The 23,053-nt window shown below is 31.2% G+C and carries 22 protein-coding genes; 3 read left to right on the forward strand and 19 right to left on the reverse strand.

Annotated elements, in window-relative coordinates:
- Positions 1–34: 34 nt before the first annotated feature.
- The 18 genes from pknB to G9F71_RS16065 form a co-directional block, all read right to left on the reverse strand.
- Complete coding sequence (pknB, locus tag G9F71_RS15980; protein ID WP_164950156.1) at positions 35–1,927, reverse strand: Stk1 family PASTA domain-containing Ser/Thr kinase; 1,893 nt, start codon at positions 1,925–1,927, stop codon at positions 35–37.
- Positions 1,902–2,648: a Stp1/IreP family PP2C-type Ser/Thr phosphatase gene (locus tag G9F71_RS15985; RefSeq protein ID WP_164950155.1), complete on the reverse strand. Its 747-nt coding sequence runs from the start codon at positions 2,646–2,648 to the stop codon at positions 1,902–1,904. The genes pknB and G9F71_RS15985 overlap by 26 nt, the downstream gene beginning before the upstream one ends.
- A 2-nt stretch (positions 2,649–2,650) precedes the next feature.
- On the reverse strand, positions 2,651–3,697 hold the full coding sequence (rlmN, locus tag G9F71_RS15990) for a 23S rRNA (adenine(2503)-C(2))-methyltransferase RlmN (protein ID WP_164950154.1): 1,047 nt from the start codon (positions 3,695–3,697) through the stop codon (positions 2,651–2,653).
- Between the two features lie 20 nt (positions 3,698–3,717).
- Complete coding sequence (gene rsmB, locus G9F71_RS15995) at positions 3,718–5,046, reverse strand: 16S rRNA (cytosine(967)-C(5))-methyltransferase RsmB (protein WP_164950153.1); 1,329 nt, start codon at positions 5,044–5,046, stop codon at positions 3,718–3,720.
- A 29-nt stretch (positions 5,047–5,075) separates the two neighbouring features.
- Positions 5,076–5,753 (reverse strand): zinc metallopeptidase, encoded by a 678-nt coding sequence (locus tag G9F71_RS16000; protein ID WP_164950152.1) that lies wholly within the window; start codon positions 5,751–5,753, stop codon positions 5,076–5,078.
- 16 nt (positions 5,754–5,769) lie between these two features.
- Positions 5,770–6,699 (reverse strand): methionyl-tRNA formyltransferase, encoded by a 930-nt coding sequence (fmt, locus tag G9F71_RS16005; RefSeq protein WP_164950151.1) that lies wholly within the window; start codon positions 6,697–6,699, stop codon positions 5,770–5,772.
- Position 6,700: 1 nt separating this feature from the next.
- Positions 6,701–7,153, reverse strand: coding sequence for a peptide deformylase (gene def, locus G9F71_RS16010; protein ID WP_164950150.1), 453 nt, complete (start codon positions 7,151–7,153; stop codon positions 6,701–6,703).
- 19 nt (positions 7,154–7,172) lie between these two features.
- Positions 7,173–9,374: a primosomal protein N' gene (priA, locus tag G9F71_RS16015; protein WP_164950149.1), complete on the reverse strand. Its 2,202-nt coding sequence runs from the start codon at positions 9,372–9,374 to the stop codon at positions 7,173–7,175.
- A gap of 47 nt (positions 9,375–9,421) precedes the next feature.
- Positions 9,422–10,612 (reverse strand): bifunctional phosphopantothenoylcysteine decarboxylase/phosphopantothenate--cysteine ligase CoaBC, encoded by a 1,191-nt coding sequence (gene coaBC, locus G9F71_RS16020; RefSeq protein WP_164950148.1) that lies wholly within the window; start codon positions 10,610–10,612, stop codon positions 9,422–9,424.
- 1 nt (position 10,613) lies between these two features.
- A complete protein-coding gene (gene rpoZ, locus G9F71_RS16025) occupies positions 10,614–10,832 on the reverse strand; it encodes a DNA-directed RNA polymerase subunit omega (RefSeq protein ID WP_124998968.1) in 219 nt (72 codons plus the stop codon).
- Complete coding sequence (gmk, locus tag G9F71_RS16030) at positions 10,825–11,436, reverse strand: guanylate kinase (protein ID WP_164950147.1); 612 nt, start codon at positions 11,434–11,436, stop codon at positions 10,825–10,827. The genes rpoZ and gmk overlap by 8 nt, the downstream gene beginning before the upstream one ends.
- Positions 11,436–11,708, reverse strand: a complete 273-nt coding sequence (gene remA / locus G9F71_RS16035) for an extracellular matrix/biofilm regulator RemA (RefSeq protein ID WP_124998964.1) — start codon at positions 11,706–11,708, stop codon at positions 11,436–11,438. Before remA ends, gmk begins: the two co-directional genes overlap by 1 nt.
- A gap of 14 nt (positions 11,709–11,722) precedes the next feature.
- Positions 11,723–12,601, reverse strand: coding sequence for a YicC/YloC family endoribonuclease (locus G9F71_RS16040; protein ID WP_164950146.1), 879 nt, complete (start codon positions 12,599–12,601; stop codon positions 11,723–11,725).
- A gap of 208 nt (positions 12,602–12,809) precedes the next feature.
- Positions 12,810–13,964: an aminotransferase class I/II-fold pyridoxal phosphate-dependent enzyme gene (locus G9F71_RS16045; RefSeq protein WP_187353483.1), complete on the reverse strand. Its 1,155-nt coding sequence runs from the start codon at positions 13,962–13,964 to the stop codon at positions 12,810–12,812.
- Positions 13,965–14,114: 150 nt separating this feature from the next.
- Positions 14,115–15,536 carry an NCS2 family permease gene (locus tag G9F71_RS16050; protein ID WP_164950145.1) on the reverse strand — a complete coding sequence of 474 codons (1,422 nt, stop codon included), beginning with the start codon at positions 15,534–15,536 and terminating at the stop codon, positions 14,115–14,117.
- Between the two features lie 264 nt (positions 15,537–15,800).
- Entirely contained in the window at positions 15,801–16,796 is a 996-nt protein-coding gene (locus tag G9F71_RS16055; protein ID WP_164950144.1) for an asparaginase, read from the reverse strand.
- A 280-nt stretch (positions 16,797–17,076) separates the two neighbouring features.
- Entirely contained in the window at positions 17,077–17,277 is a 201-nt protein-coding gene (locus tag G9F71_RS16060; protein WP_124998954.1) for a hypothetical protein, read from the reverse strand.
- 255 nt (positions 17,278–17,532) lie between these two features.
- Positions 17,533–17,676, reverse strand: coding sequence for a hypothetical protein (locus G9F71_RS16065; RefSeq protein WP_164944240.1), 144 nt, complete (start codon positions 17,674–17,676; stop codon positions 17,533–17,535).
- A 449-nt stretch (positions 17,677–18,125) separates the two neighbouring features.
- Between G9F71_RS16065 and G9F71_RS16070 the strand changes: the two genes are divergently transcribed.
- Positions 18,126–18,311 (forward strand): hypothetical protein, encoded by a 186-nt coding sequence (locus tag G9F71_RS16070; RefSeq protein WP_124998952.1) that lies wholly within the window; start codon positions 18,126–18,128, stop codon positions 18,309–18,311.
- 101 nt (positions 18,312–18,412) lie between these two features.
- On the opposite strand, the gene G9F71_RS16075 is transcribed toward G9F71_RS16070, so the two are convergent.
- Complete coding sequence (locus tag G9F71_RS16075) at positions 18,413–18,904, reverse strand: ferritin family protein (RefSeq protein WP_164950143.1); 492 nt, start codon at positions 18,902–18,904, stop codon at positions 18,413–18,415.
- Between the two features lie 282 nt (positions 18,905–19,186).
- Between G9F71_RS16075 and G9F71_RS16080 the strand changes: the two genes are divergently transcribed.
- Complete coding sequence (locus G9F71_RS16080; protein ID WP_164950142.1) at positions 19,187–22,135, forward strand: hypothetical protein; 2,949 nt, start codon at positions 19,187–19,189, stop codon at positions 22,133–22,135.
- A gap of 253 nt (positions 22,136–22,388) precedes the next feature.
- Positions 22,389–22,934, forward strand: coding sequence for a glutathione peroxidase (locus G9F71_RS16085; RefSeq protein ID WP_164950141.1), 546 nt, complete (start codon positions 22,389–22,391; stop codon positions 22,932–22,934).
- Positions 22,935–23,053 lie beyond the last annotated feature (119 nt).

Raw genomic sequence — 23,053 nt, forward strand, 5'->3', positions numbered from 1 at the left:
TTTAAATGTATTTCATATCCTACTTTATATCTTTTTATTGACCGGTTGGCGGTGTTACTGGAGCCTGGGCCTTTGAAGTTAATGTTATAGTATCTCCAACATTTACCTTAGTCCCTGGCTCCTTATCTTGTTTATCAATGATATCTGCATCATTACCACTAAGAACTATAGTTATGTCATTTTTAGCAGCTAAATCTCTTGCATCCTTAACTGTTTTTCCTATAAAATCTGGAACAGTAAATTGCTCTTTTGGAGGTTCTTTATATCTATAATAACTAAAACCTACAGAATTACCTTGCTCAACCTTTGTATTTGCAGGAATTGTTTGATTGAAAATTTTACCATCCTGTGACTTATCCTTAGTTTCCACTTCGTTTGTATTACCTAATTTTAAATTTGAATTTTGCAATTTTTCTTGTGCTTCATTTTGAGATAGTCCGATTAGTTCTGGAACTTTTGACCACTTAACATCTGCTCCCTTACTTATTACTAAATTTACTTTATCACCCTTTTGAACTAAACTTTCTGCACTTGGATCTTGGCTTATTACCATACCACTAGCAACGGATTCACTGAATTCCTTTGTAACATTGCCTAATACCAAACCCTTTTGTTCAATAGCAGCTTTAGCGGAAGCTTCGTCAAGTTCTTTAACATACGGAACTGGCAAACCCTCTGGCCCTTTACTCACCCTAACTCTTACTTCTTTATTAGCTTCTATTTCTGTTCCTTCCTTTGGCCAGCACTCTACCACCGCACCCTTTGGTTTTTCACTATTTTCTTCTCCAATTTCTGTATAAATCAAACCTTTTTCTTCAACTGTTTTTTTTGCTTCCACTTTATCTAACCCGACAATTTTAGGCACTAGTAATTGAGCTGTAACTTTAACATTATTCTTAGAAAAGCCTTTATATATTACGCCTGCTGCACCGAGTAGCACAATTAATAAAATTACTGCAACAGATACTATTATTTTTGTTTTATTTTTTTTATTAATTTTTGGTTTTTCATTTTTGGGAACCTCTGGTTTTTCATAATCCTCTACATTTACAGGTGCCATAACTCTAGTATATTCATTTTCCATGGTATTTGTTGTTACAGTATACTCACTATTTTTTTGTATCCTTTGTAAATCCAAAAGCATTTCATTGGCAGTTTGATATCTTTTTATAGGTTCCTTCTCTATTGCTTTTAATATTAATTTATTTAAATTTTCAGGAACATTGTCATTTATGTCCTTAGGTGGCACAACTGGTTCCTGTATATGTTTAAGAGCTACGGATACAGGACTTTCAGCATCATAAGGCACTCTCCCTGTAACCATCTCATAGAGAACTATTCCAAAAGAATAAATATCCGTTCGAAAGTCTACAAAGCTGGCCTTAGCCTGTTCTGGTGAAAAATAATGAGCTGACCCCATTACTGTACTAGTATTAGTTATAGTTACAGAACTAGAAGCTTTTGCTATACCAAAATCTGTAACTTTCACTGTCCCATCTTCGGTCACTAATATATTATGCGGTTTTATGTCCCTATGTATAATGTTATTCTTATGAGCACACTGGAGTGCTTTTGCAATTTGAATACCATAATCTATTACCTGACTATTATTCATACTACCATTTTGAAGTATAACTTGCTTTAGTGTTTTACCTTTTATATATTCCATTACAATATAGTTGATGTCATTCTCTTGACCAACATCATAAATGTTAACTATATAATTTGATGAAAGACTAGCTGCAGAAGCGGCCTCTTTTTTAAATTTTTCCATGAAATCTATATTATTTGAAAATTCTTCTTTTAATATTTTTACAGCAACATTACGATTAAGAAGATGACACTTAGCTTTATAAACTATTGCCATTCCACCTTCTCCAATTTTTTCAAGGAGTTCATATCTACTCCCTAACATGGTTCCTATCATCTCTGCACTCTCCTTCAAATACGATAACTGATATGTTATCGCGTCCACCCTTAGATTTGCTTAAATCCACTAACATTTTGCAGCTAGAGTCATTTTCATTTTTGATAATAATATCATACATTTCATCATAAGTCACATCATTGGTAAGACCATCTGTACATAAAATACATTTAATTACGCTAGTCAAATCCACATCAAATAAATCAACTTCTACTTCTTCATTTGTTCCAAGTGCCCTTGTAATAATATTTTTATTTGGATGATTTCTAGCTTTTTCTTCAGTAATAGTACCATTATCTAAAAGTTGTTGTACAAGTGAATGATCTCTTGTAATTTTTGATAATTTTCTTTTATTATCGATAACATAACAACTACTATCACCCACATTTGCAACAACCATCCTATCTTGCTTTTTAAAACAAATTGTTATAGTTGTGCCCATACCTTTAAGTGAATCATCCTCACTTGCCATATCATAAATTTTCTTATTTGCATGTTTTATTCCTTCAGAAAGCACTTCTTTTAGATCGGAGCCATATTGATTGGCCTTTACATATTCTATTATAACCTTAATAGCCAGTTCACTTGCAACCTCTCCTGCGTTGTGTCCTCCCATACCATCAGCTACAGCATAAATGCCAACATCACTACATTCAAAATAACCTACAGAGTCTTCATTTGTTTTTCTAACATTCCCAACATCAGATAAAACCCCCAGCATTTCTACACCCCCTCATTAACCTTATTCCCCTTAATGTAGCTTCTTCTAAGCTGTCCACATGCCGCATTAATATCTAGGCCCATTTCGCGCCTTATTGTTGTCTGAATATTATTAGCTTCAAGTACATCCTTAAATCTAGAAATAGCATCATTTGAAGATCTTTTTAACTCGTTCTCTTTTATCTCATTAACTGGGATCAAATTAACATGGCATAACATACCCTCTAGTAAAACACTTAATTTTTCCGCATCCCTCGTGGAATCATTAAGATCCGCTACAAGAGCATATTCAAAAGTTATTCTTCTATTGGTTTTATTTATATAATATTTACATGCATCAATAATTTCTGCAATAGAATACTTATTTGCAATTGGCATGCTCCTCATTCTAATTTCATCTGTAGCTGCATGAAGTGAAATAGCTAGTGTTGTTTGCATATTCATATCTGCAAACTCTTTTATTTTTGATACAATACCACACGTAGAAATAGTTATATGTCTTTGACCAATATTAAGTCCGTTTTCTGAATTCACAATATCCAGAAATTTTATAACATTTTCAAAGTTATCAAAGGGTTCCCCACTTCCCATTAGTACAACATTAGAAATTCTCTCGCCAATTAGATGCTGTGCTTTCATTATTTGAGACAACATTTCTCCAGTTGTTAGATTTCTAATAAGTCCTCCAATGGTAGAAGCACAAAATTTACATCCCATTCTACATCCAACTTGAGTGGATATGCATATAGAATTTCCATGTTTATATTTCATAACAACACACTCAATTAAATTACCATCATTTAGTGCAAAAAGGTATTTTCTTGTATCGTTTATTTTTGAAGTATATTCTTCTACAAGCTCCGGTATTCCTATATAAAAATTACTTTGAAGTTTTTCTCTTATAGCTTGTGGAATATTATTCATATTTTCAAATTTCCAAATGCCCTTATAAATCCAGTCTGAAACTTGTTTAGCTCTAAATTCACTCTCGGAATTACTTTTCATCCATTGTTTTAGCTCTGCTAAATTTAAGTCTAAAATATTTGTCATTTTATACACCTACCACCATTTTATAATTTTACGATTTTAGCTATAAAAAATCCATCCATATACTCATTTGGCAATATAGTTACATAACCACTATCACTATAGTTTATATTCTTCAGATCACCATAAAATACTGGCTGAATTTTAAACTCTGGATGGTTTTCTATAAACCAATCAATATTGCCTTCATTTTCTTCCTTGTTAAGGGTGCATGTTGAATATACAAGCACTCCACCTTTTTTTACGTATTTAGAAGCATTCTCCATTATTTTTCTTTGTGTATGTACTATATTCTCTATATTTTTTATATGCTTACTCCACTTTATCTCAGGTTTCTTCCTAATAATTCCAAGACCAGAACAAGGTACATCCATAAGTACCCTATCTGCAGATTCCAAAAGATTTGGATCATAAATCGTAGCGTCCATAACATCACAAGTTGTATTTATAATTCCTATTCTATCTAAATTTTCTTTTATTAAGGACAACTTGTTTTTATGGATATCAAATGCAGAAATGTGTCCTGTGTTTCTCATGATTTCTGCAATGTGTGTCGTCTTTCCACCTGGCGCACTACAAAGATCTAATACTTCTAGATTTGGTGCAAGGTCCATAGAATGAGCTGTAAGCATTGCACTTTCATCCTGAACTGTAATGCTGCCTTCATTAAATAAAAGGTTATTCTCTATATTTTTCCCTTTTATAATTCGTATTGCATCAATGCACGCGTAACCTTTTTCTATATTATACCCATTTTCTATAAGTTTTTCCCATATTTCTTCATAAGTTAATTTCAGAGTATTAACTCTAACTGTAACATCAGGTTTTTTATTTAAGCCACTTAGAATTTCCTCAGCGGTTATAATACCGTATTGTTTTATAAAAAGTTTAACTAAAGCCTTAGTGAAGGAATACTCAAAACATAATCTTTCAATATCATTTTTTTCATTATAGTACACTGCTGCATCATCTCTTAAGTAGTTCCTAAGTACTCCATTAACAAATTGTGCAGCTCCCGCATTACTCATCTTTTTTGTTAAGTTTACAGCCTCATTAACCACAGCAAAGCTAGGTATTTTATCTAAAAACCTAATTTGATAAATTGATATTCTTAATATATTTAAAACAAAACTATCTAAGGATTCGAAACCTTTTTTTATAAAGCTACTGAGTATTTTATCTATAGTATATTTATATTTTAAAGTACCATAAACTATCTCTGTAACTAGTGCTTTATCTTTATCATTTAAATCTGATTTATTAAGTTCCAGGCCTAAAACTATATTAGAATATGCATTTTCATTTATTACTTTTTCTATAACTACAATTGCTACTAACCTACTATTATTCATATTTTTACCTCTATTTCCCATTAAATTATTTATCTATCCCGACTTATAAGAACAAGACGTATAAGCTGAGAAATTGCCATAAGTGCTGCAGATACGTATGTCATAGCTGCTGCGCTTAATACTGATTTAGCTCCTTTTATTTCATCTCCATAAAGTATACTTCTGGATTCTAAAATTGCGAGTGCTCTACTAGATGCATTAAATTCAACGGGCAAGGTAATTAACTGAAATACTACTACCCCTGAAAATAATATAATTCCAATATTTACTAAAGAAGGAACACTTAAAATTATTCCCATTAAAAATAGTAACCAGGATGCATTAGAACTAAAATTAACTACCGGCACTATAGCGTTCCTTATTTTTAAAGGCGCATAATTTTCTTTATCTTGAATCGCATGCCCAGTTTCATGCGCTGCAACTCCTATAGCTGCAACTGAAGTCCCATTATAGACCTCCTGAGAAAGTCTCATAACTCGTTTAGAAGGGTCATAATGATCAGTAAGTTTTCCGCCTACTATTTCCACTGGTATATCAAAAAGACCACCATCATCCAATAGCATTCTAGCTACCTGTGCTCCTGTATAACCATTTGCACTATTTACCTTTGAATATTTACTAAAGGATGCCTTAATTTTAAACTGTGCTAAGGCGGATATAATTATAGCTGGTAATAATATGATCATAGTACTATCATAAAAAAACATATTACTTCACCTCTCTTTATTTTAAAACCACACCTTCATCTATCTTATTTCCTATTATATAATCTTTAACTTTTAGTGGTTTTTTTCCAGGAAATTGTATCTCTTCAATAAGTAGAACACCACTACCCGTTGATACCTTTAATCCCTCTTTTGAAACCTCTATAATACTTCCACTACTTTTATTTGACTGCTCGTTTATTACTCTTGATTTATATATTTTCATTACCTTATTCTCATAATGAGTATAAGCAATAGGCCATGAATTTAACCCTCTTATGAAATTGTGAATGTTCTCGCTACTATGCTCCCAATTTATCACAGCCATTTCCTTGCCTAGCATGGTTGCATAGGAGCTAAGCTCATTTTCTTGTTTAACTGGCTGCACCTCATTATTTACTATACCATTTATGGTTTTGATTAAAAGCTGCCCACCACTATTCATCAGAATATCATGCAATTCACCAGCCGTAATAGTATTTGTTAGTTCTATTTCCTCTGTTAAAAGTATATCCCCGGTGTCAAGGCCAACGTCCATAAGCATAGTGGTATTTCCACTTTTAGACTCACCATCAATTATACACCAATTTATAGGAGCGGCACCTCTATACTTTGGTAATAGTGATGCATGTAAGTTTATGCATCCATATTTAGGGATATCCAATACTTCTTTTGGAAGGATTTGGCCAAAAGCTACTACTACAATAAAATCTGGTTTTAAATTTTTTATTACCTCTATCATTTCCTCATTTTTTTTAAGTTTTAACGGCTGATATACTGGTATATTATAGGAGCTCGCTAAAAGTTTAACTGCGGACATTGCTAGATTTTTGCCTCTACCCTTAGGTCTATCTGGCTGAGTAAAAACTGCTGAAACCTCAAATTCATTTATAAGTTCTTGAAGGGCAGTTGCTGAAAATTCTGGTGTACCCATAAAAATTATCTTCATATTATTTCTCCTCGTCGTCTATTGCTTTATCCACAAATAAAATACCATCTAAATGATCAATTTCATGGCAGAGGGCTCTTGCAAGAAGACCTTCTCCGTTTATTATTATTTCTTCAGCCTTTTCGTTCATTGCCTTCACTGTTACTTTTTTAGGCCTCTCTACATTTTTTTGTACCCCTGGTATACTTAGGCAACCTTCATTAGATATATTTGAACCTTGCATTTCTAATATTTCTGGATTAATAAGTGCCATAGGTCCATCTCCAACATCAATAACTATTATTCTTTTTAAAGTTCCAACCTGTGGTGCTGCAAGACCTATGCCCTTAGAATTGTACATAGTTTCTTCCATATCTTTAATTAATAATAATATCCTTGGGTTAATTTCATCTACCACTCTGCTTTTTTTTCTTAATAATTCATCGCCATAGTTTCTAATTGTTCTTATAGCCATACAAAAACCTCCTCGCTTCTTAAAACATGCTGCTAGGATTAATATCTATACTAACCCTTATATTATTATAAATATTTTTAACTAATTCATAAACTAAATTCTTTATATTTTGCGCTGTAGTTTCTTCAATATTTCCTTTAATGATAATTTGCCACCTGTAGAAATTTTTAATTTTAGAAATTCCACAAGGACAAGGTCCAAGTACTGTAATTTTATCATTATTTTCAAGCTTATATTTTAAATTTATGCCAACATTCTGTATACTTTTTATTAACAAATTTTCATCTTCAGAGCTCATAGTTATGACTAGGATTCTTGTAAAAGGTGGATAATCCATAGCTCTTCTCATCATAATTTCGTTTTTATAGAAACTATCATAATCATTAGCTGCTGCATATTGTATAGTAGGATTATCTGCACTGTATGTCTGAATAACCACGTTACCTTCTTTTTTACCTCTACCAGATCTTCCTGAGACTTGAGTTAAAAGTTGAAATGTTCGCTCAAAAGCCCTAAAGTCTGGTAAATTTAAGGATAAGTCTGCAGCTATTACTCCTACCAAAGTAACATTTTCAAAATCTAACCCTTTAGCCACCATTTGAGTTCCAATTAAAATATCTGCCTCTCTGTTTTTAAAGGTATTATATATATATTCATAAGAATTTTTTTTCCGTGTTGTATCAAAATCCATTCTTAGAGTTTTTGCACTTGGAAAAATTCTATTAATTTCTTGTTCAATTTTTTCTGTTCCTACTCCAAAATATTTCACATAACTACTTCCACAACTAGGACAAGTTTTACTAATTCTCTCTTTCTCACCGCAGTAATGGCAAGTTAAATACTCCCCTGCATTATGATAAGTTAATGAGATATCGCATTTTTTACATTTAAAAACATATCCACATTTTCTACAAGATACAAAGGTTGAAAAACCTCTTCTATTTAAAAATAATATCACCTGCTCTTTTTTACTTAGAGCCTCGATAATACCTTCATGTAGCAACCTACTAAATATTGAACGATTGCCTTTCATGAGTTCTTCCCGCATGTCAACAATTTCTACACTGGGCATGGCCGCACCATCCGCCCTATCATTAATAGTAATCAATTCTAATTCCTTTATGGAAGCCCTATAATAGCTTTCAATAGAGGGGGTAGCTGAACCGAGTAATAATTTGCAGTTTTCTAGTTCGCATTTCATATAAGCTATTTCACGAGCATCAAATTTGGGGTCACTGTCTGATTTATAACTGAGTTCATGTTCCTCATCTATAACAATTAATCCTAAGTTTTCAAAGGGCAGAAATATAGCAGATCTTGCACCAATGGCTATTTTAACATTACCAAACTTAACTCTCATCCATTCATCAAATCGTTCACCATCTGATAACCTACTATGAAAAACTGCTATATCACGTCCAAATCTACCTTTAAAACGCTCTACCATTTGAGGTGTTAAAGATATTTCTGGTATCAAAATTATAGATTGTTTGTTCTCTTTTAACATATAACTAACCAAATTCATATATATTTCAGTCTTTCCACTACCTGTAACTCCATGCATTAAAAATTTTTTCTTGTTAGAATTTATTATAAAATCTACAGATTGTTGCTGTTTCTCATTTAATATTTTTTCTTCGTATCTAGAATAGTTTTTTTCATTATATCTATTAATTATAATCTCCTGAGTGGCTAAGAATCCATATTTAATCATGGTATTAATTGAGGACAGTGACTGATTGAAATTTTTACTGAATTCACTTTTGTTATATTTCATATTATTCAATTGTATTAACCCATAGATGTTTTTATAAGGCTCATTTAAGAATTTCCCTTCTAACTCTCTACTTACAATTAATACTTGCATGGTCTTTTTCTTTATACCTTTTGTTATTCCTCTTGGAATAATAACTTTTATACACTCCAAATATGTACAAAGGTACTTTTCTTTCATAATCTTTACAAGTTCGATATCAGTTAATCTAAGCAGTGGCATTTCATCGCAAATGCTAGCTATATCCTTAATTTTATTCACATTGTCACATTGTTCATATAATTCTAATACAAAAGCATCTAATGTCTTATTTCCCCTGCCAAATGGTACTTTTATCCTAAATCCTAAAAGGACCTTTCCTATCAAACTAATAGGTATCTTATATGTGAAAATCTTATCTACTTGAACAGAATCGTTATTCACCACAACTCCAGCATACTGATACACACAATCACCCTTTTAATTTATAATTTTCTATAATATAAAAAAGCGCATTAGCGCTTTTTATTTATTAAACTAAACAATTCCCTAGCGACTTGTTTTTTTGCCATTTTATCTAATGCTATTGGACTGTTATCTTTACTTAGTATAATTACTTTATTATCATCAGCTCCAAAACCAACATCTGCTTTTGATATATCATTGGCAACTATATAATCCAAATTTTTCTTCAAAAGCTTTGCTTTTGCATTTTGGAGTAAGTCATTGCTTTCAGCTGCAAAGCCTACCAATATTTGCTTCTTCTTGCTTAATCCTAATTCTTTCAAAATATCATTGTCACGTACAAATTCTATGTTTAATTCATTTTCGCTTTTCTTTATTTTACTACTACTATAACATTTAGGTTTGTAGTCAGCTACAGCCGCTGCACTTATAACTATATCACTGTCTTCATAATTATTTATTACAGCTGCCCTCATCTCCTCATTAGTATTTATCCTTATGACCCTTGCGCCAAAAGGTACTTTTTCATGACATGGACCAGATATTAAAGTTACAATCGCTCCTCTATCTATAGCTTCCCTTGCAATTGCATATCCCATTTTACCTGTTGATCTATTTGTTATAAATCTTACAGGATCAATAGGTGCAATTGTTGGCCCTGCTGTTACTAAAACCCTAGTTCCCAGCATATCTTTTATTGGATACAATTTACTCATTATTATTTCAACAATTTCTTCGGCTCCTGCTAATTTCCCTTGTCCTATGTCACCACAGGCCAATCTTCCTGAGGTTGGGTATATAAAATCATACCCGTAGTCCTCAAGCTTTTTTATATTATCCTGTACTATTTTATTATTATACATATTTACATTCATTGCTGGTGCAAAAATCACTGGTGCCACTGTTGCCATAATAGTAGTAGTAAGCATATCATCTGCAATCCCATTTGCAACTTTACCAATTATATTGGCAGTTGTTGGAACTACAAGGAGCAAATCAGCTTTTTTAGCAAGAGCTATATGTTGTATCTCCCAAGCTCTAGGCTCTTCAAACATATCATGAATCACCATGTTTTGACTTAGTGTTTGAAAACTTATTGGGTTTACAAATTCCATAGCCGCTTTAGTCATGATAACATGTACGCAAACATTTTCTTTTCTTAATCTACTAATAACATCTAAAGCCTTATATGCTGCTATGCCTCCTGTTACACCAATAACTACTGTTTTTGTATTTTCCATACTATTTTATTCCTTCTGTTGTTGTAATAGCCACAATAGCTCCTTCATAAATCTCATGTATAGCTATAGTAACAGGTTTAGTTGAATCCACATGTACAAGTGGACTTTGACCCTCTATTATTTGTCTTGCCCTTTTTGATGTTGCTACAACTAAAGAATATCTGTTGTCAACTCTTTCTAATAAATTTACTATTGATGGGTTAATCATTGAATTATTCATTAATAATTTCCTCCTTTAGAAAATCTCCATTCATTCTATCTACTCTACATCTTTCTGCAATTATAATGCTTTTAATTTTTAAGCAAGCACTACTTACAGTGTCATTTACAACTGCATAATCATATTTTGATACAAAACTAATTTCTTTATGAGCTGATGTAAATCTAGTAATTAAAGATTCTGGGGTTTCACTTCCCCTATTTGTAATTCTATTTTTTAATTCCTCCATGGATGGAGGAAGAATAAAAATAAATAAACCATTTGGATAAGCTGTTTTTACCTTAAGAGCACCTTGAATATCTATTTCGAGTATTACATCCCTGCCGCTATCTAATACTTTTAAAACTTCTGATTTAGGTGTTCCATAAAAATTTCCATAAACTTCTGCATATTCAAGAAAATCATCTTTTTCAATTTTTTGTAGAAATTCTTCTTTGGTTATGAAATAGTAATTTATGCCATCTATTTCATCCTTTCTTGGACTTCTTGTGGTGGCGGACACCGAAACCCAAAAATTGTTTTTTTCAAGAATTGCCTTACATACAGTTCCTTTACCAGCACCAGAAGGTCCTGAAATAACAATGAGCTGCCCTTTACTCATCATTATTCCTCGACCTCATCTATATGTTCCTCATCTTTAACAGATAACCGGTGTGCAACAGTTTCAGGTTGAACAGCTGATAAAATAACATGATCACTATCAGTGATAATAACTGCTCTGGTTCTTCTTCCATAAGTAGCATCTATTAGCATGCCTCTATCTCTTGCTTCTTGAATTATTCTTTTAATTGGTGCTGATTCAGGGCTAACTATGGCTACCAATCTATTTGCTGAAACAATGTTCCCAAAACCTATGTTTATCAATTTTATACTCATTGCGCGCCTCCTGTTTATTCTATGTTTTGTATTTGTTCTCTGATTTTTTCTATCTCGCTTTTCATATTAATTACTGTATTTAAAATTTCTAAATCATTTGCTTTTGATGCTATTGTATTAGTTTCTCTGTTCATTTCTTGAATAATAAAGTCAAGCTTTCTTCCAATTGGTTCGTCTAAAATTAGCGTTTCCCTCATTTGCTGTATATGACTATTTAATCTTACAATTTCTTCATCAATTCCAGCTTTGTCCGCAAAAATTGCGACTTCCATGGCAACTCTATTTTCATCAAATTCAACTTCCTTACTCAGAGCATTTAGTCTTTGAGTTAGTTTGACTTTATACTCATTAAAAACGAAGGGTGATCTTTCCTTAACCTTTTGAACAAGCCCACTTATAAAATCACATTTAGTTATAACATCCTCTAGTAATTTTTCGCCTTCCCTTTCTCTCATAAAAAGAAGAGCTTCAAGGGCTTCATTTAATGATTGCTCAATGGCATCAAAGATTTCTGAGATATCTTCTTCCTTTTGTTTAAGAGTTATTACCTCAGGTAATCTAGCTATTTGAGAGACTGATATATCGCCTTCTAGATTATATTTTTCCTTTAAAACTCGAAAGCATTCCATATAACTTTCAGCTAATTTTTCATTCAAATTAGCAAAAGCGTCGTCCTTATCATAATTGCCTTGAGTTACAAATACATCAAGTTTTCCTCTTTTTACTTTTTCACCAATTATTTTTCGGATTTTATCCTCAAAAGATATTAATGCTCTAGGCATTCTTATATTAGTTTCAAAATATCTATGATTAACACTTTTAATCTCAATGGTAAAATTTTTACCATCTTTTTCGCAGTTCCCTCTCCCAAACCCAGTCATACTCCTAATCATAACAACGCATCCTTCCAATGTTCATTGTGAACCCTTACAATTATACATAAACTATCACTACAATTTCAAGTTAAAATTATAAGTTGTCACTTTTATCAGGATTTTTATTAAAAAAATACTGTGATATTGTAATTTAATGTATTTAAAAAATAGTTCACACTTATAATAAAATATTTCCTATATAATTTATATTATACCAATAATATTATTAATCACCACATTTATTTAGAGATTTTAAAGCTTCTTCAATAATAACCTTATCTTTAGTCAATGCTATACGGAAATAATCATATCCAAGTTTTCCAAAAGCATTACCAGGCGTAACCACAATTCCATTATTAATCAATAGCTCTTCACAAAACTTATTAGTTGTATAATTGTCAGGTGTTTTGCACCACAAATAAAAAGTCCCCTCTGCATCAAAAAAATTAATGTTTTTTTGTAGTAAAACACTTTTAGCAGCTTCTCGCCTTTCATCATATATTTTTCTCATATTGTGAACATAATCTCGTTCTAAATTAAGAGCAGCAATTGCAGCCTTTTGCACCGGAATAAATTGCCCAGAATCGCAATTACTTTTCACCTTTAAAAGAGCATTTATTACTCTAGCATTACCAACTGCATATCCTATTCGATATCCTGTCATATTGTATGTTTTAGATAATGTTCCAAACTCAACACATTGCCTTTTTATATCATACTGCATAAGACTAATGGCTTTCTTATCCGCCTTAATTATCTCATTATATGCCGAATCATTGCATAAAACAATATTATTATCATAAGAAAACTTTATAATACTCTTATAAAACTCAGAACTTGCTACAGCACCAGTTGGATTATTGGGATAATTTATAAACATAAGTTTACAATTAGCAATTATCTCTTCAGGGATAGTATTAAAATCTAGCATATATCCGTTTTTTGGCGTTAAAGGTACAGTATAAGGTATAGATCCCCATAGTTTGGAACAAATGCTGTAAACAGGATATGCAGGTTCTGGCACTATTACAATATCTCCTATGTCACATACTGCTGGAATAATATTGCTTATTCCTTCTTTTGAGCCTATAAGAATTATTACTTCATCAGAGTCTAGACTTACAGAATAAACCTGTTTATAGTATTTAATAACAGCTTTTTTAAGTTCCCTTACGCCATCATAGGGTGGGTAATTATTATACCTATAATCTTTTAATCCATCTATTAGGGCACTTGTGATTTTCAAATTAACTTCTAAATCTGGATCTCCAATACTCAAGTCAATAATTTTTTTACCTGTTAGAATCGCTGCATTTTTCATGTCCTCAATTTTTTTAAAATGATATTCATTAACATTTGATAATCTATTATTTATTTTCATAATATCACCCTTTACACAATTTTTTATTATGTTATTCAAGTGATACTAATTTTGTTACAGTACTTTATTTGTAAAAAAAAAGAAGAGTATGTTTTAAACTCTTCTTAACTGTTTTATCTATTAATAAGTGGTGTATAAATATATTCTCCCTTAAGGTAATATAATAAATCTAACTATAAATAATAGTGCTAAAACATAAACTATAGGGCTTACTTCTTTCTGCTTTCCTGTTGCTATTTTTACTATTGGATAGAAAATAATTCCTGCTGCTATACCATTTGCTATACTATAGCTAAAAGGCATTATTGCTATAGTAAAGAATGCTGGAAGTGCTTCTGTAAAATCTTCAAAATCTATTTTAGTCACCGAACTCATCATAAGCACTCCAACTATTACAAGTGCTGGAGCAGTAGCCTCAGCTGGTACTATTCCTACAAGTCCACTAAAGAATAATGAACATAAAAACAACACTCCCACTGTGGCTGATGTAAGGCCTGTTCTTCCACCTTCGGCAACTCCTGCTGTGGATTCAACATAAGTTACTACAGTACTTGTTCCCATGAATGCTCCTGCCGTAGTAGCTACTGCATCTGACATCAATGCTTTTTTCATATTTTTCACTCTACCAGTTTCATCAAGCATGTTAGCTTTTGTTGCTGTTCCTACAAGGGTTCCTATGGTATCAAACAAATCTACTAAACTAAAGGTTATTACAACCATTATTACACTCATTATTGCTGCAAACAATCCTTTACCAGAACCTGCTCCTAAAAGACCTACAAAGTCAAATTGCATAAATGTAGGTGCAAGAGATGGTGGTGCGCTAAATACTTGAATTCCTGAGAGTTTAGTAATTCCAAAAGGAATTCCTACTATTGCACTTATGACGATTCCAAATAAGATAGATCCCTTTACTTTTCTAGCCATAAGTATTGCCGTAACAGTTATACCTATTAATGTTACTATTGCACTTGGATTTGTAAAGTTACCAAATGTTACCAGAGTTTCTTTACTTCCTACGATGATACCACCACTTTTAAAACCTATAAGTGCTATAAACAAACCAATACCACCTGAAATAGCGAGTTTTAAATTTTGTGGCAACGCATCCACTATTTTTTCTCTTATTGAAGTAAGCGTTATTATTATAAATAAAATTCCAGATATAAGAACCGCCGATAAGGCTTGTTGCCATGTATATCCCAGTGTTAAACATACACTATATGTAAAGAATGCATTGAGCCCCATTCCTGGTGCCTGTGCAAATGGCAAATTAGCATAGAATGCCATTACAAAAGTACCTACTGCTGCTGCAAGACATGTAGCTGCAAAAACTGATGCTACAATTGGATCATTTAGAGCATTAAATCCTGCTGCCCCATCTCCCTTTATCCCTGGTAGATTCATTCCAGCAAATTTGAGAATGTTAGGGTTTACAAATATAATATACGCCATGGTAATGAATGTAGTTATACCAGCGAGTATTTCTGTTTTAACTGATGTATTATTTTCTCTTAGTTTGAAAAGTTTTTCAAATATAGAATCTTTGGCCTTGTTTTTTATTGATTTCATATTTATCCCCTATTCTGTATTTTATTATATCTTGGGTAATGATTACAATTTTATCTTTCGTTTATAAACGAACTCCTTCCGTTTTAAATTAGCTACATAAGTTAAAAAATGTCGTTAAAACAACGAAGCTAATATATTTACAATACAAAATAAAACCACTAAGGTTCGTGAAACCTTAGTGTCTATTTACTTTTATACAAACATAATACCAAAAACGGAGTTCTACGTCAATGCCATCACGAATATTTAATTTTAAAATGCATATTATATTCGGCTTTTATATCTTCCTCTTTCAAACATAGATTCAATTTCTTCTAAATTTGTGGTGCTAGCAAGTGCAAGCATAAGTTTAATTCTAGCCTTTTGCCCCGGAAGGCTATCTCCAAAAATCACACCAGCATTTCTAAGCTCTTTGCCACCACCGGGATACCCATAAGAATCTAATACTCTTCCTTTGAAGCATCTAGATACCATAACTACTGCCACACCCTTTTCTATAGCTACTTTTACTCCTTCTGCCATTTCAGGTGGAATGTTTCCTCTTCCCATGGCTTCAATAACAAGCCCTCTTGCACCTTGCGCCACGCAAAAGTCAATTAATTTTGAATCCATACCAGCACAAGCTTTTATTAAATCTACTCTAGTTTCTATTTTTTCTGTTAGTATATGTTCTTTTTTTAAACTATCTCTGTAGAATATTACCTCATTATTGTCGATAATTCCTATAGGCCCAAATTCAGGGCTCTGAAAAGTATTTAGATGCATTGAATGTGATTTAGTGACTTCACCTGCACAATTAAGTTCATCATTTAAACACACGAGTACTCCCCTATTTCGTGCCTCTTCTGAAATTGCAGTACAAATAGAAGCTGATAAATTTGCTGGCCCATCATACCCAAGTTCCGAACTATTCCTCATTGAACCTGTAACAATTACCGGCTTTGGATTATCTATAGTTAGGTGCAATAGATAGGCTGTTTCCTCAAGTGAATCCGTACCATGTGTCACTACAACCCCACATATATCGTCTCTAATCAGGAAAGTTTGTATATATTTAGACAATTCCATCATAAGTTCTGGTGTCATATGAGGCCCCGGTAAGCTCGAAAACGTATATGATTCTATTTGTGCATAATTTTCAATTCCCGTAACCATAGACATTATTTCTTCTCCACTTAGAGTTGGAATTGCAGCCTTTATTCTTGGATCAACCGTCATAGCTATTGTCCCGCCATTAAATATAACCGCAACTTTTTTCATTTGAAACTCCTCCTAAAATTTAGTCTTAAAATTAAATAATGTATTTTATTGTTTGTCAATAATAGAAATAATTTTTCTAAGACAAACAAACTCTATTTTACAATATATTAATAATAATTACATCTCTTATATTAAAATTTTGTGTCTGATAATAAAAGAAAATAAGATATGCTATTTGTTACAAGCATATCTTATTTCCATTACAATGATTAATTTTTGCTAATATGTTCCATTTAATATAAAATAGTCATTCACGAATATGACAGTATAAATATACAAACTATTTACTTTTTAAATATTCAAATAAATTCCTTTCTATTTCATCTGCAGCATTATCATCTAAGGTTATATACTCCCTACGTCCATCTAACGCTTTAACTTCAACCCTCCCTATTTCTTGACCATTAACTTTATCAATATCACGTTCAAACTTCATTATCTTATAACCTTGATTTATAAAATACTCTGTTTTATTTTCCATGGGTTCTCGCTCCCTTTCTAATTGCAGATGTGTACTTTAAAGTTTAAAATTAAATATACCTCTAATCCTAAAAATTTATTTCAATTTCTTCTTTCCTTCTTCTGGTCCTTTTGTTTATCGCTAGCATCTGTTCTTTTAGTCCCAATATTAACTTCTTGCCTATTAGCTTCACTTTTTTTACCCTTTTGCATATTACTCGCTCTCCTCTAAATGATTTTTTCGCAGCATAGTTTTTTTAAAAATTCATTTGAGCATTTACTCAAGAGTTTCTCCATTGAAATTTTCATACAAAGGTGGTGATTTTTTATCTCCTTTACTTTTTTTAGGTTTACTAATATTGTCACGTTTAACATTAATATTGCTATTTTTACTACCTCCAACATGTTGATGATCAGGCATCTTTAAAACTCCTTTCAAATTAATTTAGGTTCTATTTTCAAACCACATCTAAAATTTTTACCTTAATAACCTCATTTGCTACTAAATACGTTACATGTACTTTATTATTTTCTCTTATTGCAAGAATAATTATACCTAGAAATCAGATTTAAAATTCATTTTAGCATGGACTTATAAAAATCTTTATCTATTTATTTTATAAACAATGTAAAACTTAGTAACAATTTCTTTGAATCTCCATAGTATATATTAAAGTAACTTTAATTATAGGATTTTTAATATTATTACCACTTATTTGTTTGTTTCTATCCCTCCCATAAAAAACCACCGCTCTATTAAATAGATTGGTGGTTTTATCATTATTATTGAAATATTTATTTATATATGGAATATTAATTTGACTGCAGATAATATATATATATAAGCAAGTAATTGATGAGGTGTATTAAATGGATGATGATTTAAAAAAAATAATCCATGACGAAATTAATGAACCGCTTAATAATATTGTTGATGTTTTCACTCCAAAGCCTAAAAAAGCAGATTACAAACTAATGGTCCTTTGGTTTCTAGTTGGCTTTTTAGCTATATTATTACTTTACTATGGTTATGAAATGATCTTCATTTATTTTTAGTATATTTTCACTCTATTATATGATTTAATAAAACAATTTTATAATTTCTTATAAAAAAATAAGGTATCTATTATTATAACATAGATACCTTATTTCCATAATTAAAATGGTGCATAACCCTGCTCTGACCACCATTCTTCTTTTAGCTCTTCATACTGCAATGAAAATTTATCCAAATGGATTTTTTCCCATTTAATTAAAATATTAAATAGTTCCTTTGCTTCTTTAATTCCCGTCTCTTTAGCAGCCTTTGCATAGTATTCTATTGATGCTTTTTCCATTTGTATTCCAATACCAAAAGCAGATACTGCAATGCCAGCGTCCTTTCTATCAAGGTTCTCCCATTTAAAAATTGCTGGAGAAGTTGGTTCTGGAATTAATGCCAATTGAAAGTCCACCACATTATCATCTTTAACCTTATTAAATAGATCTTTTAACCAAACTACATGTTGCATCTCTTCCTGCGCAAGTTCCAAAAAAGCGTTTTTCACCTCAGCAGAACTAGAATTATTCGCTGCCATATTATAAAATTCATACCCTTCTATCTCGTTTATAATAGCTTGTTTTACAATCATAAGTTCTTGATTATTCACTAATATCTCCTCCTAAATATACTATTAAATTATCATCTTTGATGTCACATGAATAAATAAATATTAGTTATCTATTAATAATTAATATTTATTTATTATGTTAGCATATTTTGAAAAATAATACAACAATTATGTTTTTCACTTTAACGTAGGCAAACTATTATGCGCCTTTTAATAAATATATATAAAATTAAATTTTCCCAATCTTGTTATAAAATTTTAACAATTGTGTTAAAATAATTGAGAACGTAAAAGAAAGTATACTAGGGGGTATTACAAGAGATGAGAAAACTATTGAAAAAAGCATTTATTTTATTGTCATTTTGTATTTTATTATTATCTGCACATACTTCATATGCATTTGAACCAAATAATGATCAAGTAGTTAGTGCAAATAAAGTCTGGAATATTCAATTTAATAAAGAACTTAAATATGATGATGCAACACAGAAATCTATTACCGTAATAGATAGTGTTGGGAAATTAATAAATACAAAATTAGAACTAGGAAAAGATTTAAAATCTATTTTAATTAAACCACCAGTAAAAGGATATGCACTTGGAGAATCATATACCTTGAAAATTGCTGCAGACATTTATTCAAAAGACGATATGAAACTTTCCAAGCCGCTTCAGATGAATTTTAAGACCAATAATAACCTACTTGTAGAAAACAATGAAAACCTTAAGGTTGTTTTTAATGATAACTGCATTAACCTTTTAGATAGTGGTTGGAGTAGAAATTCTGAAAATACACAAAGCAACTTTATAGGCGATACTAGTGATCATAATAAATATTATACTCATGTTCCATATGAACAATATTTGTTTTATAATAACTCTCAAACAATTTCAAAAATAAGTAAAGATGTAGAAATAGGAGCTGGGCCTTTTAATATAGAATTCGATGCCAAAATGACTGATTTACAGACTCCAAGTAAAAATGCAAACTGGAGAGGCTTTGCAATAGATATAATTGCTAATAATAAAAGGTACCGCTTAAGCCTTAATAGCAAAGACTCAGATAACAAAATAAAAATAAACTTAATGAATAAAGCATCAGGAGATGGTTCTTTTCAAACCGTTGATGCATATTTACCAAAGGATAATAATATTCATAGATGGTCTATCAAAAATAATGGAAATAACAATATTTCCATATTACTAGATGGAAGTAAAATAGCGAGCTTCAATGACCCACAATTAGCAAGTACTGGTCTTTCTGATATGGTTGTTTTATATAATGATATGACTGATGCACTTACTGGTATAAATCAAATCTATATTGAAAATTTTGCTATAACAAAATCCCTATCAATAAAAGATTGTACTGTAACAGCTGATGAAAATAATCAAACTGTAAATGCTTCCATAGCTATGACTATTGAGGATGAAAAGCTTATAAAGGAAAAACATTATGTAGTTAAATGTGCCTTATACAAAAATGATAAAATTGTAGCAGAAAATACAAAGACACTGGACAATAAAAACATCAGTTTTGTCCTTAGTAATATAACCCAATCTGGCGAAATGAAGCTTGTGCTTACAGTTATTGCAATCGACAAGAAAATTGAGGAAATATCAAAAGTTGTTACTCTTAATGTTAAGACAATTAACTTAGAGCCAGGTCAAACTGTAAGTTCCCAGCCAGGAAAAGTATACTTATATAATAAAATAGATAAGATGCTGGCAAACGATCAAAATGACGCTACTCACTCAGGGTGGGGACTAGAGACTTACAAAGATTATGACTCGAATGAAAATGGAACAATACTTGAAAATGTAGAAAATGCTCTTCCCATAAATATGCCTTTAAAACTAAATGGCTGGTTTAGGGTTTATGTAGGATATGTTACAGGTACAGAAAGCTTTAAAATAAGCCAAACAGATGGCTCTTCCATGCTTCAAATAAAGGGTGATATTTCTCTTGAATCTAAGGAGTTATATGGTGATCAGTTTATTAATGAGAAATCTACAATAATATCAAATTTTAATAGTAGCTCAATTAAAATTTCTCCAAACCCGTCTCAAAGAGCGAGGATTGCTTATATTAAATTAGTAGGTTTAACTAAGGAACAGATCTCAATATATGAAAAACAATCGGATAATAAAAAAACAACTCTATATGATTTTGATGGATATTCTGGTTTTTTTGATGGGTCATACCCTGATATTGAAACTCTTAAAAGCAAAACGGTAGATATTTTTACTGGAAAAAATGTCGGAGAATTAAATTGGTGTTTAGGAACTACTGGCATGTTAAATTATAATAGTAAATATGCTGGCAAACCTTTTGAAGGTCTAGAAATATATGATGATCAACTTAGAGATGGCGATAAATTAGCAAAAAATCAAATATTAAACATCTTAAGTTCTGGTAAATCCCCTTTAGAAATCATTGCTGATAGAGGCAAGGAAAAAGGAATGAAGGTTAATGCTTCACTTAGAATGGACACATTTTATAGTCCATTAATTAACGGATTTTTAAATGGTGCTATGTATAATAAATATTGTAATTTTACTCAAACTGGAAGCTTTTACCTAGACTATTACTATCCAGAAGTCAGAACTTACATAAAAAATGTACTAATGGAAGTAGCATCTTTTAACAACGTTGGAGGCATAACATTAGATTTTTGTAGGTATCCTACAATCTTCGGCGAAAATCGTTCAAATGATGAAAAGATACGCATTATGAATGAATTTTTACGCGATTTAAGGAAAGACCTACCAAAAGACAAGACCATTAACATAAGAACACCTTGCAATGACCCTATTAGCTATGGCTATGATATTAATACTTGGATTAAAGAAGGCTTGCTTGATAAATTAATACCCTCAAGCGTTCGTAGCGAGGAATATTTCAACATTAAACCTTATGTAGACATGGTTAAAAACACAAATGTACAATTATATATTGGTATTTCTGCAGATGTTAGTGGGCATGATATAACAAAACAAGAAGAAGAATTAGTAAAACAAGGTCTATATGTAAATAATAAAGTTTATTTAAATGTCCAACAGTATTTGCTACGAGCTTATGAAGTATATAAAGCTGGTGCTGATGGAGTATTTTTATTCAACTCAAGTTCTAGCCTTCTTGTGGATAACAATGCGCCAATTGAATCAACCTTCATAGGTGATAAAGCATTAATTCAAAAGTGGCGTGAATTTGATTATGTATCAGGCTTTATGATAAATAAAATTAATGTTCAAAAGCCCACCTTTTAAGTACGATATAAGGATTTATTTATTTTCAATAATATACGGATTATTATAAGCATGCCTTATGATGATTCGTATATTTTTTTATACAAAACTTAAATCTCTTATTTCACAAAAGAAGTCCTTGACAGTTTATGATTAGCATGATATATTAAGGTCATAAACTAGTTGCATGCAATTCAATTTTATATATTTAAATTGATGCAAATTAATATATTGCTATATAAGAAAAAACATATATAAGGAGGATTATTAAATTATGAATATTTATGACTTTAAATTTAAAACTATCGATGGAGAGGATGCAGCCTTAGATAAATTCAAAGGCAAAGTATTATTAATTGTAAATACTGCAAGTAAGTGTGGTTTTACACCTCAATATAAAGATTTACAAAAACTATATGAGAAATATAATGCTAAAGGCTTTGAGATACTAGGTTTTCCTTCTAACCAGTTTGCAGACCAAGAACCTTCAAATAATGATGAGGTAAAAAACTTTTGTGAAATTAATTTTGGAGTAACTTTCCCACTTTCTGAAAAAGTTGACGTTAGAGGTAATGATGCACACCCAATATTTAAGTATTTGACACAGCAAGTAGCCTTTGGAGGCTTTGATATTAATAACCCAAGCGGTAAAATGTTACATGCATTTTTACAAGAAAAATTTCCTGAATTCTTATTAGGTGATTCAGTTAAATGGAACTTCACTAAATTTTTGATAGACAAAAGTGGTAATGTTGTAGAAAGATTTGAATCTCCTATAGAACCAATGGATATTGAAGAGAACATTAAGACTCTTCTATAAAACCCATTAAATTTATCCATCTCATTAATTTTACTAGTGTGGACGTAAAACATATTTTTCAAGCTATAATATATGTTTTATGTTCATACCTTTTTTTATTTTAACTACATTTCAGAAGG

The organism is Clostridium sp. FP2, from assembly GCF_011065955.2.
Taxonomy (GTDB): Bacteria; Bacillota; Clostridia; order Clostridiales; family Clostridiaceae; genus Clostridium_AD; species Clostridium_AD tagluense.

What these genes read in the sequence shown, in the direction of transcription:
- pknB (WP_164950156.1), bottom strand. Translation starts at nt 1,927, where the DNA reads ATGATAGGAACCATGTTAGGGAGTAGATATGAACTCCTTGAAAAAATT.
- G9F71_RS15985 (WP_164950155.1), bottom strand. Translation starts at nt 2,648, where the DNA reads ATGCTGGGGGTTTTATCTGATGTTGGGAATGTTAGAAAAACAAATGAA.
- rlmN (WP_164950154.1), bottom strand. Translation starts at nt 3,697, where the DNA reads ATGACAAATATTTTAGACTTAAATTTAGCAGAGCTAAAACAATGGATG.
- rsmB (WP_164950153.1), bottom strand. Translation starts at nt 5,046, where the DNA reads ATGAATAATAGTAGGTTAGTAGCAATTGTAGTTATAGAAAAAGTAATA.
- G9F71_RS16000 (WP_164950152.1), bottom strand. Translation starts at nt 5,753, where the DNA reads ATGTTTTTTTATGATAGTACTATGATCATATTATTACCAGCTATAATT.
- fmt (WP_164950151.1), bottom strand. Translation starts at nt 6,699, where the DNA reads ATGAAGATAATTTTTATGGGTACACCAGAATTTTCAGCAACTGCCCTT.
- def (WP_164950150.1), bottom strand. Translation starts at nt 7,153, where the DNA reads ATGGCTATAAGAACAATTAGAAACTATGGCGATGAATTATTAAGAAAA.
- coaBC (WP_164950148.1), bottom strand. Translation starts at nt 10,612, where the DNA reads ATGGAAAATACAAAAACAGTAGTTATTGGTGTAACAGGAGGCATAGCA.
- rpoZ (WP_124998968.1), bottom strand. Translation starts at nt 10,832, where the DNA reads ATGAATAATTCAATGATTAACCCATCAATAGTAAATTTATTAGAAAGA.
- gmk (WP_164950147.1), bottom strand. Translation starts at nt 11,436, where the DNA reads ATGATGAGTAAAGGGCAGCTCATTGTTATTTCAGGACCTTCTGGTGCT.
- remA (WP_124998964.1), bottom strand. Translation starts at nt 11,708, where the DNA reads ATGAGTATAAAATTGATAAACATAGGTTTTGGGAACATTGTTTCAGCA.
- G9F71_RS16040 (WP_164950146.1), bottom strand. Translation starts at nt 12,601, where the DNA reads ATGATTAGGAGTATGACTGGGTTTGGGAGAGGGAACTGCGAAAAAGAT.
- G9F71_RS16045 (WP_187353483.1), bottom strand. Translation starts at nt 13,964, where the DNA reads ATGAAAATAAATAATAGATTATCAAATGTTAATGAATATCATTTTAAA.
- G9F71_RS16050 (WP_164950145.1), bottom strand. Translation starts at nt 15,536, where the DNA reads ATGAAATCAATAAAAAACAAGGCCAAAGATTCTATATTTGAAAAACTT.
- G9F71_RS16055 (WP_164950144.1), bottom strand. Translation starts at nt 16,796, where the DNA reads ATGAAAAAAGTTGCGGTTATATTTAATGGCGGGACAATAGCTATGACG.
- G9F71_RS16060 (WP_124998954.1), bottom strand. Translation starts at nt 17,277, where the DNA reads ATGGAAAATAAAACAGAGTATTTTATAAATCAAGGTTATAAGATAATG.
- G9F71_RS16065 (WP_164944240.1), bottom strand. Translation starts at nt 17,676, where the DNA reads ATGCCTGATCATCAACATGTTGGAGGTAGTAAAAATAGCAATATTAAT.
- G9F71_RS16070 (WP_124998952.1), top strand. Translation starts at nt 18,126, where the DNA reads ATGGATGATGATTTAAAAAAAATAATCCATGACGAAATTAATGAACCG.
- G9F71_RS16080 (WP_164950142.1), top strand. Translation starts at nt 19,187, where the DNA reads ATGAGAAAACTATTGAAAAAAGCATTTATTTTATTGTCATTTTGTATT.
- G9F71_RS16085 (WP_164950141.1), top strand. Translation starts at nt 22,389, where the DNA reads ATGAATATTTATGACTTTAAATTTAAAACTATCGATGGAGAGGATGCA.